This is a genomic window from Oceaniferula marina (assembly GCF_013391475.1).
Lineage (GTDB): Bacteria > Verrucomicrobiota > Verrucomicrobiia > Verrucomicrobiales > Akkermansiaceae > Oceaniferula > Oceaniferula marina.
Genome location: NZ_JACBAZ010000003.1, coordinates 340571 through 358081, shown reverse-complemented (window position 1 = coordinate 358081; position 17511 = coordinate 340571). Strand labels below are relative to the sequence as shown.

Annotated in this window: 12 protein-coding genes; 11 read left to right on the top strand and 1 reads right to left on the bottom strand. The window is 51.0% G+C overall.

What is annotated here, in order from left to right:
- The first annotated feature begins 179 nt into the window (after positions 1-179).
- The 9 genes from HW115_RS09560 (at position 180) to HW115_RS09520 (ending at position 14551) form a co-directional block, all read left to right on the top strand.
- Entirely contained in the window at positions 180-980 is an 801-nt protein-coding gene (locus HW115_RS09560) for a hypothetical protein (RefSeq protein WP_227021398.1), read from the top strand.
- Positions 981-1014: 34 nt separating this feature from the next.
- Complete coding sequence (locus HW115_RS09555; RefSeq protein WP_178932393.1) at positions 1015-3222, top strand: sulfatase-like hydrolase/transferase; 2208 nt, start codon at positions 1015-1017, stop codon at positions 3220-3222.
- A 123-nt stretch (positions 3223-3345) separates the two neighbouring features.
- Positions 3346-4032, top strand: coding sequence for a PEP-CTERM sorting domain-containing protein (locus tag HW115_RS09550; RefSeq protein WP_178932392.1), 687 nt, complete (start codon positions 3346-3348; stop codon positions 4030-4032).
- Between the two features lie 161 nt (positions 4033-4193).
- Positions 4194-7559: a DUF6288 domain-containing protein gene (locus tag HW115_RS09545; RefSeq protein ID WP_178932391.1), complete on the top strand. Its 3366-nt coding sequence runs from the start codon at positions 4194-4196 to the stop codon at positions 7557-7559.
- A gap of 90 nt (positions 7560-7649) precedes the next feature.
- A complete protein-coding gene (locus tag HW115_RS09540; RefSeq protein ID WP_178932390.1) occupies positions 7650-9281 on the top strand; it encodes a beta-N-acetylhexosaminidase in 1632 nt (543 codons plus the stop codon).
- Between the two features lie 26 nt (positions 9282-9307).
- The gene (locus HW115_RS09535) at positions 9308-10777 is read left to right on the top strand and encodes a sulfatase (protein WP_227021397.1); all 1470 of its coding nucleotides are present in this window, start codon (positions 9308-9310) and stop codon (positions 10775-10777) included.
- Positions 10778-10816: 39 nt separating this feature from the next.
- Positions 10817-12277 (top strand): sulfatase family protein, encoded by a 1461-nt coding sequence (locus HW115_RS09530; protein WP_227021396.1) that lies wholly within the window; start codon positions 10817-10819, stop codon positions 12275-12277.
- 76 nt (positions 12278-12353) lie between these two features.
- Positions 12354-13739 (top strand): sulfatase-like hydrolase/transferase, encoded by a 1386-nt coding sequence (locus HW115_RS09525; protein ID WP_178932388.1) that lies wholly within the window; start codon positions 12354-12356, stop codon positions 13737-13739.
- Positions 13740-13927: 188 nt separating this feature from the next.
- Positions 13928-14551 carry a PEP-CTERM sorting domain-containing protein gene (locus HW115_RS09520; protein WP_178932387.1) on the top strand — a complete coding sequence of 208 codons (624 nt, stop codon included), beginning with the start codon at positions 13928-13930 and terminating at the stop codon, positions 14549-14551.
- 60 nt (positions 14552-14611) lie between these two features.
- Here HW115_RS09520 and HW115_RS09515 read toward each other — a convergent pair whose 3' ends face one another.
- A complete protein-coding gene (locus HW115_RS09515) occupies positions 14612-15775 on the bottom strand; it encodes a substrate-binding domain-containing protein (RefSeq protein ID WP_178932386.1) in 1164 nt (387 codons plus the stop codon).
- Positions 15776-15895: 120 nt separating this feature from the next.
- On the opposite strand from HW115_RS09515, the gene HW115_RS09510 reads away from it, so the two are divergent.
- On the top strand, positions 15896-16099 hold the full coding sequence (locus tag HW115_RS09510; RefSeq protein WP_178932385.1) for a hypothetical protein: 204 nt from the start codon (positions 15896-15898) through the stop codon (positions 16097-16099).
- Positions 16100-16103: 4 nt separating this feature from the next.
- A complete protein-coding gene (locus HW115_RS09505) occupies positions 16104-17486 on the top strand; it encodes a sulfatase-like hydrolase/transferase (RefSeq protein WP_178932384.1) in 1383 nt (460 codons plus the stop codon).
- Positions 17487-17511: the final 25 nt, after the last annotated feature.

Here is a 17511-nt window from a genome sequence, read left to right as displayed (position 1 = left end):
TTTTGGAGGGATGGGAGTGTAAAGGGGAAAGAGGGAACCGAGCAGAACGCAGTGGATAAAAATGACGACGAAATGAAAATGGAGTCGTTGTTGTTCAATAACTTAACGATTATATCTCTAGCTCAAACCAGAGTGGGGATCGAGTTGTTGGGTGAGTTTGACCGGTCGGTTATTTTTGAATGAAAACGAGAAAGACATGGGTGATGGCAGCGTTGTGGGTCGGGTTGACCCTCATGCTTCGTGCTGAAGTGATCACGGTGAAAAGCGCTACGAACACGGCGGTAGCTGAGAGGCAGGGAGAGGCCAGCCAGGGCATGCTGGTGGTAAGCAAGATGGTTCAGAATAATGTTTCAGACAAACAGACATTTGAGCTCACAGTTTCCGGTTTGAAGCTTGATCAAAAGGGAGGGAAAAACGACAGCGTGGAGCTGACCTTTGAGGTGGACGGTCATGGTAAAAACATCCATACCTCACCCCCTGATCGCGATGGCTGGCTATCCGCAAACGGGGCGTTTCTTTCCAAACCGGGCAGTCAGATTTCGATCACTTTCGTCAGTATCAAGGTGCACTTGAATGGTGGAAAATCTGAAGGTGCGGGGCACTTTGAAGGCTTTACCAGAGTGAGGGTTTCCGGCTGGGGGCCAACACGTAACCGTGAAGGTGAAATCATTCAGACAGAGAAAAACCTGAAGAAAAAAATTACAGATAAGGCGCTCTTGAATGGCATTCAGGTCGAATACGCCAGCCACAAAGATCAGTGGTTTAAACTCAACCATGTGCCGTCGATTACCTTGGAGCGACTCGATGGAGTGATGCGCCTTGCCGAATATGATTTTTCTTTCATTGCGGCAGCCTCGCGCACTAAGCTGGATGAAAGCTTGGCTGCGCGCGGGCTCACCTCCTCAACGCATGTAGAGCCCGATCAAAAGGTTTTGTTAGGTGTCGGGGGGATCACTCTGATTCTCAATGATGCCAATTAGTGTATCTTTTTATTTATTCCAAACTATTGATATAATGATTCGTTTATTTCTATGCTCATCCGTATTGACAGGAGCCTGCCTCGCGGCTTCACCTGAAACTTCACCAAAACCCAACATTGTTTATTTTTATGCTGATGATCTTGGTTGGGGAACACTGAAAGCTAATAACCCCGAATCTAAGTTGATTACCCCGACGATCGATTCTCTGGTTGATACCGGAATCAATTTTACCCGTGGTTATGGTTGTATGGTGTGCTCTCCGGCTCGATCTTCCCAGCAGACGGGTTTTCACCAGGGGCATACCTGGACAGACCGCAACGACCCAGCGGCGACCAAGGCGATCCGGGCGGAGGATATCGCCCTGGGAACCGTACTTCAAGAGGCCGGGTACCGGACGGCGTATTATGGGAAGTGGGGTTATGGTGGTGACTACACCAAGGTGGACCCGAAGATCAATAACCCACAGACGATTCCAATCAACCACGGTTATGATGAGTTGTTAGCCGAGCTCCATCACAAACGGGCTCACACCTTTTTTCAGCCAACGCTTTGGCGAAACAATACCAGCGACCCGTCACCCAAGACGACTTTGGTTCCCAACTCGATCAAACCGAATCAGCCGCTGCGTCCCAACTACCCGGCGTATCAAGATGATAAGGATTATCCGAAGACGGCCTACGCCGATGATTCCTATGCGATTGCCGCCCTGGACTTTGTCCGGGCTCAGGCGCAGACGAAGCAGCCGTTTTTTGTAACGCTTGCTTTTCAGATTCCTCACACCCCACTGGGGAACATTGCATCGATGCCGAAGTGGTTTGATGCGTATGCCGATGTCAAGGGTGCCGCGAAATGGGATGCTCCGAACAAGCAGTTTGCCGCAATGGTGACCCGGATGGATGCCCATATGAAAAACATCCTGGATGCCCTCGAGGATCCGAACGGAGATGGTGATACGTCCGACAGTGTGCGCGACAACACCCTGATCATTTTTGCCTCTGACAATGGCGGCCAGGGAGGTAAACCTTATAAGTTTTTTAAAACCAATGGCATTCTCAGTGGTGCCAAGGGTAGCGTGAAGGAGGGGGGGATCCGCGTGCCCACCGTGATGAACTGGCGGGGCACGATCAAGCCGGGGCAGAGCTCCGACATGCCGACGGATGTCACCGATATCATGCCGACACTGGCCGAGCTGGCAGAGGTCGCTTCACCTGTGGGAACCGATGGTGTTTCTATTGCTCCGACCATTACCGGCAAAGGGGTGCAGCGTCAGCGTGAGTTTCTGACTCACGAAGCAGGCTCAAAGTGGACAATTATCCGAGGCAATATCAAGTTGCATAACACTGGCAAGATGTATGACCTGGCCAAGGACCCGGGAGAGAAACAGGACATCTCAGGAAAAAACGCCAAGTTGGCTGCCGAAATGAAGGCGCTTGCCGCCGGTGAGTTTGCCGGGGCGGACGATTTGATGGCGAATTCTTTCCGGACCTGGCAAGGGAAGGATGGCAGCGCCTTTGAGAGAGAGTCGTCATGGTCCAAGCCCGCTTACCCCAAAGGGCATGAGCTGGCGAACGACTACAGTGAAAATACACCCAACCCGCGCTGGAATGCCGTGATGATTAATACCACCAAAAAGGATAGCCGCACGACTCTAGCAGAAGACACCTCATTGCTAGCCCTCGAAGTGGGCGGCAACCGTAAGGCTGGTAACTCTCAGACGCTGGTGGTTCCCAAGGGATTGACCCTGACCGGGCGCAATGAGATTCGCATCAGTGAGCAGGGAAGCATTGAGCTCGATGGTGGCACCCTGAATACCTTGCGCTGGGTGGATGTTCATCCCGGAGGGCACTTGAGCGGTTCCGGGGCAATCACTGGTCATCTGTATCATTCGGGTGAGCTTACTATCACGTCATCGTCCGGAGCTCCTAATGTGTTGAAGGTCGGTAAGGATCTTTATCAGATGCAAACGGGAGTCTTGAGCCTGGAGTTTAACTCCGGAGCCAAGGCGAGATTGGAGGTACAAGGGAAGGCATCTCTCTCCGGAACCTTGGCCCTGCGTTATGCCTCGGGCTTCAAGCCCAAGGAGGGAGACGAGACTGTCATCATACAAGCCAGCGCCATTTCTGGTCGTTTTCAAAATAAGCAAAACCAGCTGGTCGTCGGTGGTGACGTGTATCAAATCAAGTATGGCCCCAAGTCGGTTACGGTTCAGAAGCTTGCCTCGGATGATTCACCGTCTCCATGATGTGAAGAGTCAAGCAGCGTGCCAATGATGATCAGACAAATATTAACGATAGATGATCAGAATAATAAATTGTGATTGAATGTGAGCCTAGTATCTAATGCTTAGAACAGTATGCTATAGACTATGAAATCAACACACACATTATGTTTATCCATTATGGGGCTTACGATTGCTTCGACGGTTACCGCTGCAACGATGAGCTTTAGCCCTTCGGTGACGAGTAATACGGACGTTGATTGGGTGTCTGGAACTTCCCCCACGAAAACGGTACAGAAATTCTTTACCGGTGACGGGGGCGAAAGTTTGAGCTTGAAAATCGATTTTTCTGCAGGGGGTGATTCAAGTGGATTAAGAGCGGACGGCTCAGGTGACGCTCGTGGATGGCAGCCGGACGGTGGCGGTGGTGCCTCGGCGTATCGCTGGATCAATGGTGAGATTGCCTATTGGACAATTTCTGTCTTGGATCGAGATAATGGCGATGCTGATGTGACGTCCTCATACAACGTTTTACTCACTTCGATGGAAGCCACCAACAGGCTGGAGGTTCCGGATAACGCAACCATCGTGCTTACTAACGGAAAATCCGAGCAGAGGTCAATGCAGGCTCTTGCGGGCACGGGTGCCCAGGTACATAATTTTACAGGCTTTGACGCTAAGTCGATGACCTTTGAGATGACAAATAACCCTACGCACGTGCAATACTTCCGCCTCGACACGATGGCCTTCGAGGTGACCTCCATTCCCGAGCCCTCATCTTCAGCCTTGCTAGGTTTGGGATGTTTAACCTTGTTGCTACGCCGCAAGAAGTAAGCTGAGTTTTTTCAGGGCGGGGGCTTCAGTTCTCCGCCCTGTTTTGTGTACCAATTATCGTAGAATTAACGATAAAAGAAAATTGTGAACCTTGCGTATAGTGGGGGTTGCCATTTGACTGTTGGCTCACCCTACTGAAACACACACATTACGATCATACCATGATGAAACCATTGATTCCTTCATTGTTGCTTACATGCCTCATGCCGTGGCCTCTAACGGCTGAAGATGCTGAAGCCAGATTTAATTTTAATGCCTGGAAACAGGATCGCGGAGCTGTGATGGCGATTAACGAATGGCACAAGGAGAACCCATCTCCTTACCGTAGTTATTTTCCATCGACCAAGACGGAGAGCATGGAGAAATGGTATATCAATCTGGGGCCGCTTGGAATCAGAAACCGGATGCATGATCGGACGTGGAGTTTATTTCCAGCCTGTAAGGAGTTGTTTCCAAAGGCACTGAGTGATGAGCATGGATTGGTCTTCAACAACTTTGAGGTTGATGGTGTGCGCAAGAACTCACCCGCGGAGGGGCAGCTTCAAAAGGGAGACCTGATTGTAGAGTTAGACGGGCAGCGGTTATTGGCTGCCCAGCATATGTTTTTGGATCGAGCGGTGGATAACAAATTGGTCCGCGGGATAGAGATTCATGCTGGCAACCTTATCGACAAGGCGGAAGGTCGGGGCGAGATTAAGGTGACGGTGCTACGGCTTCCGGATGAACTGAAATCAAAGTCGATCACGGGACTTCGATCGTGGAAACAGGTGGGCAAAAGCAACATCGACAGTGCTGGCAAATTGTCCGTGCCTCTTGGTCAAGCCGATGTCTTCCGGATTCAAGCAAGCAACAAAAAGGCCGGGGTCAAGCTGGAGGAAGTTTATTTGGTAAATGCCGAGGGCGTGAAGATGCCAGTTCGCATTTCCTACAAACGGGGGAGTTTGCTGGGCGCTCTGCTTGAAGTGCCGGAAGGAAGTTGGACATTGGTCGGTGATGTGACATGTAAAAAAGCAACGGAACTGAAGGTCGAAACCTTGCCTGTGGTCGATTACCCGGCGGCACTGAAAAAACATCTCAAAACAGTGACGTTGAAGCTGGACGCAATCGGTAGTTTTGGCGATGGCTACGACCCTGAGTGTGACAAGGTGAAAAACTACGCCGCAATGGTTGCGCATCGATTGGCAACACAACAAAATAAGGATGGATCTTGGTCCGCCAAGTCGTATGCCTCCCAGTCGTTTTATACTTCGGCGATCGGGCTGGCTTTGCTCTCAACTGACAATCCTCTCTACGATGCGAACATTAAACTTGCGGCCCACTATGTGGCGAATGCCGGTGAGCGTGACAAGTGGACGTATTCCAATGGGATGTGGTTGGTCTTTCTCGCCGAGTATTATCTAAAGACAAAGGATGAGACGATTCTACCCGCCTTGAAGATGCACGTGGCCAATTGCCGTCGCTTTGTGATGAGCGACTATACTTCGGGCCATAGTGACGGTGGCCCGGGTTACGGAGGGTCCGGATATATTGGCGGTGGCGGCGTGTTAGCGCTTGGCTTTGCTCTTGCAAGCCACACCCCGGTGATGAGTGAGGACGATCAGGCGGTGCTGGACAAGATGCTGTCGCGTGTGCAGGAAATCGCTCCACACGGTAAGGTCCCCTATGGTCGGTCAGGTAAAAGCACACAAACCACGCCGATGCCCGGGCAAGGTGGCTCTTGTGGAACCGGACCGTATTTTCTCGCTTCTTTGATTCGTGGTGGTGCGCCCTTGTTTACGGAAAATGCCACCAAACGTTACTCGACGGCACCTTTTGGGTCGGCCGAAAATGGTCATGCCACCCAGACACTGCACTTTGTTTGGGCCTGTCTATCCACGGCGAACTGCGGGGCGGAAGCCCATCGTCAAAACATGAGCGATTATCTGTGGAAATTCACCACGCTACGCGATCACGATGGATTTGTGAACCAGAACGGATACCGCGTCGAATACCATAATGGTGATGGTGTAATTGGTGGGCCTTATTGGCGCATGGCAGGGTATTTGATGATCTTTAATGCGCATAAGCGTAACCTTGCGATTACGGGTAATCCGAAGTTCAGGACGGCAGCTCGTGAATTGCCGGTGGTGTTCCATCGGGACCGCGCCATGTATAACGAAGTGATGCGCAGCTGGGCCCTGGCGGAAGCTTACCTCGGTGACAAGGTTCCTTCTGAATTTACCACAGCGGTGACCGCCCTGCGTGCGATCAAACCCGGTGAAAACCTGGGGACGGATCTGCGTGCGCTTCTCAAGCAACATGCGCCGGTGGTTGCCAAGAGTATTTTGGCCAGTAAAGACCTGCCGAAGGGGCTTGCCCCGGCCCAGCTTGTCGAATTGGTGATGGGTGTTTCCTTTGAGGCATCTTGCCATCCCGACATCATGGCGGACTACGATGACGGCCTGGGAGCCCGTGCCGATAAGGCGGCTCAAAAAGAGGCCAAGGCAAAGATGAAGAAAGAGCAGAAGAAACGTGAAAAGCAGTTGGCGGCTGGTAAGATCGATAAGGTTTCCCACCGCTTGGTGATTCGGCCAGTGAGCCGCTTGCAGGCTGACTCGGAAAAGGCTGGAGGCATGGATGTCGGAACTGCTCTTTTCACTGTCAAGGATCTGATCATCGAAGTCGCAGACCCCAGTAAAGACTATTTGAAGAAACCTTTACGTGAAAAAGTGAACCTTGCGGCTCTGGAAGGATTCAAGCGGGGTAAGCCGGTCATGGGGGAAAAAGTTCCCGGGCAGTTGCATGTGTTTGACATGAAATCAGGAGCACAAGGGAGACTGCTGGTGAAAGTGACATACTCTCTTGCCGGCATCCCGATCAGCTACACTGCGCCGATGGATATTCCAGCTCCGGAAGCCCGAGGCTATGTGCCGATCCTGTGTCGTGTGCCCGTTAAAGGTACTGTATCGGAAGATTACGACGGCAGGTCCTATTGTGCGTTGATTCAACTTGAAACAGGGCAGTTGGTCGGGTGTGAGCACCGGAATCATCCGGCAAAATACCTTCTTGCAGGGTCGAGCTACGATTTTGAAATCAGTCCTGGAAGCACCTGGGCTCATGACCTTCGGGCTGCCAAGTCCCTGACTCCTGATCACCGTCTTGCCCGTGTAACTTCGGTCGAAGGTGTGAAGGATGGGCAAAAACTCCACGACCATCGCTATGATGGTGGCATCGAACTTGAGGAAGGAACCAGAATCATCACGATCGACTTGGAAAAAGCCGAAGCAATTCAGCGCGTCTTTATCCAATTGGCTGCATTACAAAAAGGCAAAGGCGCCCCACGTGTCCCCCATACGTTTGAAGCCATGGTCGATGGGAAATGGACGCTGCTTCGCAAAGGTTTTATCTCAGGGATGATGCCGGTCATTGCAAACAACACCAAGCAGGTTCGTTTGACACTTGAAGTCCCGAAAGGAGGTGTTCTGCTCCAGGAAGTTAATCTGATTACCCAATCTCCGCTTGTCCGGAAGCCGGCAATGAGCTGGTGAACTGAGATTCTGAGTAATCAATCTGTGATTGGCTCCGTATTTGTCGTGACCATGGCATACCGCCATGGAGTGTAAACACAGATTGATTCGATGAAACTTATCTCCCTTTTTATTGTATGGCTGTTGTGCCCGATGTGCCCGATGTGCCTGATGGCCCAGCTGGATATATTTCCGACACCGGTATCGGTGGCGCCGGGCACTGGCAGTTTTCAGATCACTAAGGATACGGTTATTTATCATGACCAGATCAGTAAGAGTGCGGCTGGTTTGCTTCGACATCAATTAGAGCAGAGTGCTGGTTATCAGTTAAGCCTTCGGCAGGGGAAAGCCAAGGGGAAGTCGGTGATTCTTTTTACCAGCCGGGGAGTCCATGCTGATTTGGGTGAAGAGGGATACACGCTTGAGGTTTCTCCAGAGTCGATCGTGATGAGAGCCAATAACGATCGTGGCTTTTTTTATGCGGTGCAGAGTCTCAGGCAGTTGCTCCCGGCCGCGGCCTTGTCAGGAGAGATGGTGCAGGGGCAGGTATGGGAAATCGATGCTGTCAGTATCCGTGATCACCCAAGATATGCGTGGCGCAGCTTTATGCTCGATTCCGGGCGCCAGTATCACACAGTTGATTTCATCAAGCGTTATCTGGATTTGATGGCCTTTCATAAGATGAATACCTTCCACTGGCATCTGTCTGAAAACCTTGGATGGAGAATGGAAAGTAAAAAATACCCCAAGCTGCATCTCGTCGGTTCCAAGGTAGGTAAGGAGCAAGAGCAGCAAGGGTATTACACGCAGCAAGAGATGCGCGAGTTGGTGCGTTATGCGGCGGAGCGTCATATTACGATTGTACCGGAGATCGATATCCCGGGGCATTCGGAGGCGGCGATGCTTTCTTATCCTGAGTTAACATGCACGGGGCAAGTGGCGCCATCGAGCGGACATTCCACGAATATTTATTGTGGGGGAAAGGATCTGACCTATACCTTCACCAAAGACATCCTTGATGAACTTTGCGATATTTTCCCATCGCCTTACATTCATGTTGGTGGAGACGAAGCCCCGAAAAAAAACTGGGTGAAGTGCCGGTATTGCCAGTTGAAGATTAAGAAGCACGAGCTGGGAAATGAGCACAACCTTCAAATCCATCTGATGAATCATTTGGCTGATGTTCTGAAAGCGCGTGGGCGTAAAACGATCTGCTGGGATGATGTTTTACCGTCTGGAAAGGCCAAGGGTACCCAGGCACCGGCTCTACGCGATAATATCGTGATTGCATGGTGGCACAACCACGGCTTGAGTAACAAGATTGTCATCAAAGCTGTGCAATCGGGCAGGGAAGTGATTTGTAATCCGAACAAATACACCTATCTCAACTTTCCGGTGACACCATGGAAAAGGTATGGCAAAAACCGAACCTTTGATCTCGCGGATGTGTTTAAGACGGATGCTGAGTTTAAAGGCCTGACGAAAAGTGAAAAGCAATTAATCCTCGGGTGGGGGGCTGCGCTCTGGACGGATTTTAATGTGCCGCAGGCGAGTATTGATAAACGTGTATTTCCTCGCATGGTTGCACTGACGGAGTACATGTGGCAAGGGGAACAGACATACGAATTTGATGATTATTACAAAAAACTTAAAACGAGTCATTACCCTCGCTTGAAAGCGATGGGGGTGGATGTCGGACCAGCACTTCGGGGTGAAATCCCGGAGGGTTTTGGTTGGGATTAGATCATAAAAACGAAAGGGATAATAAGATGAAAAAGATAACAAAATACCTGACAGGTATGATGCTTGCCATTGCGATTACGGCCAATGCGGAAACAGAGAAGCCGAATATTGTGGTGATTTATGCCGATGACCTTGGTTACAAGGATGTGGGCTATCAATCGGATGGTGAGTACCAAACCCCGGTGCTGGATCAACTGGCCAAGGAGGGCATGGTGTTTACCGATGCCTATACCAATGCGGCGAATTGCCAGCCGGCTCGCGCCTGTTTGCTCTCAGGGAACTACACGCCACGGCACCATGTGTTTGCCGTGCACAGCACCAGCCGAGGTCCTAAAAATAAGATGCGCCTGATTCCCATCCCGAACCGGGACGGCTTGGCTGAAAAAGATGAAACCATAGCGGATGCTTTGAAAAAGGCAGGCTACGCAACTGGTCATTTTGGCAAGTGGCACCTTTATTCCAAAGGGGGGAGCGAGAGCAAAGGTGGAGGCGGCGCATTGCCAAGTAAGCAAGGGTTCGATGTCACCTATGACAGCTTTGGTAATGGTCCCTTGGCCGAGGGGGCGAAGGGGAACCAGAAGGGGCCGGAGAGCGATCCTAAGGGTGTCTTTGATTTGTCCAAACAAGCCTGTGATTTTATGGAGAAAAACAAGGAGAAACCCTTCTTTGTTTATCTTGCCCACCATGCGCCACATGGGCCCTATCAGGCTCGGAATTCGACACGTGAGAAGATCAGTGACCTTTACAAGGCATGTATCTACGATATGGACGCCAGCGTCGGCAGGGTGTTGAAAAAAATCAAGGATCTCGGCCTCGAAAAGAAAACCCTGGTGATCTTCACCAGTGACAATGGAGGAACCCGGTCCCAGGAACCACTCCGTGGAAACAAGGGAAGTTACTACGAAGGCGGGATTCGCGAGCCGATGATCGCTTTCTGGCCGGGAGTGATCAAATCCGGTAGCCAGTGCTCGGTGCCTGTGATGCAGGCGGATTACTTTCCTACCTTTATCGATCTTGCAGGTGCCAAAACAGAGAAAGAACTCGATGGAGAAAGCCTGGTGCCATTGCTCAAACAAAGTGGCGAGCTGAAAAGAAAGTCGATCTTCTGGCATATGCCCGGCTATCTCGACAAGCCGGTGAAACGTGGCCGAGACAAGACGTTCCGCACCCGTCCGGTGACCGTGATGCGCAAAGGTCGTTGGAAGTTACACCTGTATCTCGAAGAATGGGTGCTCGATGGCGGTAAGGGTGCGATTGCCACGAATAATGCTGTAGAACTCTATGACCTCGAAAGTGACCTCGGTGAGCACAAGAACGTCGCCAACGAAAACCCCGAGCTGCGTGATGCTTTGGTCAGGGAGCTCGTTACATGGCACGGAGTGGTTGAGGCTCCAATCCCCACCGAAAAAAATCCGGAATATGACCCAAATGCCACTGCGAAAAAGAAGTCAAAAAAGGATAAGAAAAATAAAAAATCCAAGAAGGAAAATCAATAAGCGGATAGACTGTTCGAGTCTTCATTTGATAGCCAACTGATGATAAAAAAAGTTTTATTTGGGATAGCGGCGTTGAGTATGCCGGTCGTTCTGGCAGCAGCTCAGCCTAACATTATCCTGTTCGTGATTGACGACCTTGGGTATGCCGATATGAGTTTTTTGCCCTTTGCGGCCGAGGATGTGCAGACTCCTGGCATTGACCGCATCGCAGCCAAGGGAACGTATTTTTCCAATGCCTATGCCACGGCGCCGATTTGTTCTCCCGCACGGGCAGGTCTGGCGACCGGTCGCTACCAGCAACGCTGGGGGAACAATTGGTATGGGAAGGGAGGGCTACCCGCGACGGAAACAACCATCGCGATGGAGTTGAAGGAGCTGGGCTATCACTCCAAGAAGATTGGCAAAAACCACATGAACAACCAGAAGGGGGATATTTCCCACCCGCTGAAACATGGCTTTGATGAGTTTTTTGGTTTCAGCGATCATACCTGGGATTACCGTCAGCTGACCCATGCCGCTAAAAACAAAGCAGCCCACCGGGGACCGCTTGAGCGCAATGGTGAGATGGTGGAATTCAAGGATGCCTACACCACCGAGCTTTTTACCGACGAAGCGGTGGAGTTCATTCATCGCGACTTCAAAGGGAAACCATTTTTCCTACACCTGTCCTATAATGCCGTGCATCATCCGGTCTATGTCGGGCACCCGAAATATGAAAAGAAATTCGGATTGAAGCCCTTCCCGCAATACGACCCGTCGATGGGCAACTATAAAAAGAACTGGCACTCCAAGTGGGGCAGGGGCAAAGGGCACGACCCGGACCTGCGCAAACGTTATCTGGCGACCCTCGCCTGCCTCGATGATGGCATAGCCAAGATCCTGGATACTCTCCAACAGCAAGGGTTGGAAAAGAATACCGTGATCGTGTTTATTTCTGACAATGGAGGCGCTCCTTACACCATGGCGAACAACGGTCCGCTGAAAGGGAACAAATATTGTGAAGCCGAAGGTGGGTGCCGTATTCCTTTCCTCTTCAGCTGGCCGGGACACCATGAGAAAAAGCAGTCATTGCCATCCTTGGTTTCGACCATGGATATTTATCCGACCCTTGTTGAGCTGGCGGGTGGCCGGCCGCATGACAAGCTGGACGGCAAAACCATTCTTCCACTGGTGAAGGGAGAAAAGTCAGGAGATAACCATGATTACCTCATTTTTAGCCGTGGCAACCGCACCAAGGACTACGTGGTGCGCAGTGGGGATTACAAGCTCAGAAACTGCACGTCATCGCGCTTGTTTACGGTAGGTGAGCATTACCGCTATGATGACGTGCAGGGGGATTTCCTCTATAACCTGAAAAACGACCTGGGTGAGCAGAACAATTTATATTCCTCCATGCCCGAAAAAGCAGGGCAAATGAAAAAGATGTTTGATCAATGGTGTGAACAAACACTTCCAGCCCCCAAAAGTAAAAAACCAAGAAACGGAGGCCATAAAAATTGACGATGAATCGGAGAATGATGACTCCATTCTTCATCGTATCGGTGAGAGTCTCCGCACTCACAATCAGATGATACTCATGAACAAGAAACTATTATCCATCGCATCTTCGCTGATTTTCAGCGTTGTCGCTGCTACGGCAGAAAAACCTAACGTGATCGTGATCATGGCGGATGACCTTGGTTACAAGGACCTCGGGTTCCAAGGATCCGAAGTCGTCAAGACACCGCATCTCGACAAGTTGGCAAAAAATGGTGTGATCTTTACCGATGGACATGCGGCAGCCTCGGTTTGCAGTCCTTCGCGGGCTGGCTTCATTACCGGCAGATACCAGCAACGCTTTGGGCACGAGGCGAATTGCCCGCGTGGCAAGCAAGGGATGGTGACGTCCGAATATACGATTGGTCAGGCATTTCAGTCGTTGGGATACAAAACCTACATGATCGGGAAATGGCACCTCGGCAACCTGGATGAAATGTATCCGACCAAGCGGGGGTTCGATGAGTTCTACGGACTGCGGGAAGGAAGTCGCAGTTTTTTCTATGGCAAAAAAGAGAAATACGGGAATTGGCATTCCATGGAGCACAATGGTGAACATGTAAAATTCGAAGGGCATCTCACCGATCGCATGACCGATGCCGCAATCGAGATGGTGGAGGCTGACAAGAAGGCTCCCTTTTTTATGTTTCTCTCCTATACTGCACCACACACCCCGCTGCAGGTGACGCCTGAAGATAAGGCGAAGGCCAACGGCAATGCTTACCACGCCTTGATTCAGAACATGGACGACAACATTGGCCGTCTTGTGGCTTATCTCGAAAAAAACAAGTTGCGCCAGAACACCGTGATTTGGTTTGTCAGTGATAATGGTGGAACCTGCGGCGCCGCATCTAATTATCCACTCAATGGTAAAAAGGGGGTCGAGTTCGAAGGCGGACACCGCGTACCATTTATTGTGAACTGGCCTGCTCAAATCAAGGGTGGACAGAAATTCGACGGCTTGACTTCAGCCATGGATATTTTCCCAACCAGCTTCAAGCTGGCCGGAGGAAGTAAAACTCCGAATCCTCTCGATGGAGTGGATGTCATGCCCTACCTCACCGGTGAGAAGTCCGGCAGCCCGCATGATGTTCTCTACTGGCGCAAGCTTGAACAGGCTGCCGTTCGCAAAGGAAAATGGAAACTGATCCGCGCTGAAGGCCTGGATCCGATGCTCTACAAAGTTGGCGAGGATCTTAGTGAGCTCAACGATGTTGCCAAAAGCAACCCGGAGAAGGTTCAGGAGTTGCTGAAGTTGGTTGCCACGTGGGAAACAGGCTTGGTTGAGCCGCTCTGGCAGGAGGGCCAGGGATGGGTAGCCGTACGCAAGGATGGTAATATCAAGTGGCGCGATGCTGACAAAGTTTACCCAACGCTTGGCGAAGTGGGTAAAGGCTCTAAAGAAAAGCCGAAAAAGAAACCATAATCTGACCTTTCATTGTGTGTAGGAACCGGCGGATGGGCTTTGTCCTGTCTGCCGGTTTTTTTTGTGGTGAAGCATTGAAGATATACGGTTGAAATTCCTATATACATCCAGTGGTTTATTTGCTAAGATGTTCACTAATAATGGTTTATGTTTTTTCACATGAGCCGCAAAACACCAATACACATACTATGAAACGTAATCCTATTCTATGCTTACTGAGCCTGATTGGGGCAATCGGGTCTGTGCAGGCTGCGACCATTACCTATACTTTTACGAATAACACAGGGGCTGACTTCTCAAGCTACACGGGCACGAGTGTGCCAATCACCATTGAAGATATCGCTGTCGTAGCAGACGGCGTGACCTTTACGTTTGATCTCACTCTGGATGCTACGTTTAACGACGGCACTTCAGGGGTGGTTTTTTCCACCCAGCGTGTGCGATTCAATGGCGGTACGACTGGAACAGACAATACGAAGACTGCGCTGTTTACCATCAGTGATGTGACTCTGACCAGCCCGGGTTCGGTTGACTCCTGGAAATTTGTGACGGTGGACCGCTTCGATAACAATGGAGGCGACAACTGGCTTGTGAATGGTGAAACCATTTCCGCTACTGGCAACACCGTAGATTTGACCACTGGGCAAGGAGCATCATTATCATTGGAGGCGATCGACAATTCACCTGATGCTAACGGCAACTCCCGCCTTGAAGGCTTTCAAATTGAATTTGTCACCACAGTGCCCGAGCCCTCATCCGCAGCTCTTCTCGGGCTTGGGGCAACGGCTCTTCTCGTTCGGCGCAGGAAGTAGTGCCGGAGATGCCGAAGTCTGAGTCTTGCCGTAAAATTTTCCGCTCGCTTCCGGCGGTTATCATTCGACATAGGCTTTACGGAACCCGCCTGGGGTTTCGCCGACCTCGCGTTTAAAAAAGACAACAAAGGGCCGGGGGTCGGTGAACCCGACTTCGTAGGCAATTTCATCGATGGTTTTTTTGCTCGTCAGCAGGAGCTGGCGGGCTTTTTCGACTCGGATTTTTCGGATTTCCTGGGCAGGGGATGAGCCTGTCAGTGCCCGGTATCGCTTTTCGAAGGTGCTGCGCGCAAGAGGCAGCGATTGAATCAGCTCGTCGACGGTCAGCCCCTTGCAGGCTTTCTCCCGGATGATGGTTCGAGCCTGGAGGGCAATCATGTCGGGGTCGGACTTGCCGACGGTGGATTCCCGGACCCGGACTTCGTGGACCTCGACCATCGGGTAAAGCTCGTCGACAGGACTGCCGTCAATCAATTGGATCAGTAATTGAATGGCTTGCCCGCCGATTTGTCTGGCAGGCATCACGATACTGGAGAGCTCCGGAGTGCAGAGTCGGGCGTTAATGGAATCGAATCGGCCAAGGATGCCGACTTGCTCCGGAACCTTGATCCCCAGTTCCGTGCAATAATCCGCGACCAAACGGCCGCGCATGTCGTGCACTGTGTAAACGCCTGTTTTGGCCGAGCTTAGGAGAAGCTTTTCTTTAAGGTCGGGGGCATGCTCCTCGAGCATATGCCATGCGCCGGCGTGGATGCCGTCTGGAACTTCGACATACCAGTGGTCCATTCCCCGCGCTGTGCATTCTTCGATGATATGCTGGTGGACCGGAGAGGAGTGCGTCTGGTGGATGGTTCCTGTGATGCCCAGTGTTTGGAAACCGAGCGTTGAAAAGTGTTCGACAATGGTCTGGGCCATGGACACCGGGCATACGCCAACAGTCGGGAAAATACGATTGGTTGATGAGAAGATATTGACGACCGGGATGTCGAGCTCCTCAAGCCAGGGGGCGTCCATGTGGTCGGCATCGTAAGAGACGATGATACCATCCGGGCGATATCCCTTTGGGAAATCCACCGCTTGGCTAAAGTCTTTGGAGATAAAGTTTCTGAAATGGCAGTGACGCCGGATGCCTCTGATTTCTAGCACCCCCTCCATGGCGTCGTGCAGGAAAGCATACCAGTCAGGAAAAATGATCGCGATGTCGTAACGTTTATCGGTTCCCATGAGCTTGTCAGTGGATGGAATGTTTGGTTTCAGAAAATCAGCCAGTAGTCAACTGGTGGCCGAGGGTGGAGCGGGGCGAAGATAAGGGGGAAGGTTAGGCGGGGGGGAGGAAAATTGTTGATGAAAAAACGAAAGCCTGACTGGGATTATGCAGTTTATATGATTACTATCGATCGGAAGGACTCTTGCTGCAAACTAGAGAAAAGGAGATGGAAAATCAATGGCTATCTCGGCAATGTAAAAAGCGAACGCTTTTTTGTGCCTGAATATGACGGTTTCAGCAGCCTTAAAAATCAATCGTCCAGCAACAATGAACAAGGATAAACAAATGAAAAAGAACGTATTCAAATGGTTGGCCATGGGGGTGATGTCCCTGACCTCCCTTCAAGCAGCGGAGAAACCTAACATTGTGATTTTGTATTCGGATGATGCCGGATATGCGGATTTTGGATTTCAGCCGAACTGCGCAGAGGACATGAAGCAATTGACTCCGCATATTGACACGATAGCCCGGGACGGGGTTCGTCTGACGAATGCGTACATGTCAGGCTGTGTTTGTTCTCCATCGCGCGCGGGCCTGATGACCGGCCGTTACCAACAGCGGTTCGGATACGATAACAACCTGCCTCCGGGACACCAGAATGGAGTGGATTTGAATGAAACCTTTGGTGTGAAGCGTTTGCAGAAAATGGGCTATCGGACGGGTTTGATAGGAAAGTGGCATCTTGGCTACCCTGAAGAAATGCACCCAAACAAGCGGGGGTATGACTGGTTTTACGGGCTGCTCCAAGGATCCCGTGGATATTTCCCCTATGAGAAACCAAGCCCGCACCGGGTGATTCTCGACAATGACAAGCCGACCAAAGAGGAAGGCTATATCACGGACCGACTGGGAACCGCCGCATGCCGCTTTATCAAAGAGAACAAGGATAAGCCGTTCTATTTGTTTGTATCTTTCACTTCCCCGCACGGCCCCTTACAACCGAAGAAAGAAGATTTGAAGCGTCTGGAACACATCACAGGCAAAGGGCGGAAAAATTATGCCGGTCTGGTTGTTTCGCTAGATGATAATGTGGGTAAGATCCTGAAAGTGATCAAGGAGAGTGGCCTTGAGGGGAATACCATTGTGATTTATACCAATGACAACGGTGGCCAGACCGCATTGGGGGCAAACAACACCCCGCTGAAAGGTAAGAAAGGCACGTTGTGGGAAGGGGGGGTCCGTGTGCCATGGGCGATGCGCTGGCCCGATAAAATCAAGCCCGGTTCTGTGATTGATGATCCCATTATTTCCTTGGATATTCTGCCCACCTTTATCGAGGCATCCGGAAATGCCGTAGTCTCCGATTGGAAGCTGGATGGCCGCAGCTTTTTACCATTGTTGACCGGTGAGAAAAGCTCACTTCCAGTCCGGGCTCTTCATTGGCGTCAGCATGGATCCAAGGGTAGCATTTCCATTCGTGAAGGAAAATGGAAGCTGATTCATAACCGGAATGAAGCGGGGGCCGCCCCCGAGTTGTATGACTTGAGTAAAGATATTTCCGAGAGCAACAACCTGGCGAGCGAACATCCGGAGGTAACGAAAAAGCTCACATCCAAAATGAAGGTATGGGAAAGCCAGATGAAAGAGCCGCTCTGGGGAGCCGGGTCGGCTAAAAAACCTCTCGGACAAGCCAAGCCAAAAAAGAAGAAGTCAAAAAAGAACAAGTGAAATGATTGCAGGCGGGTAGCGTAAT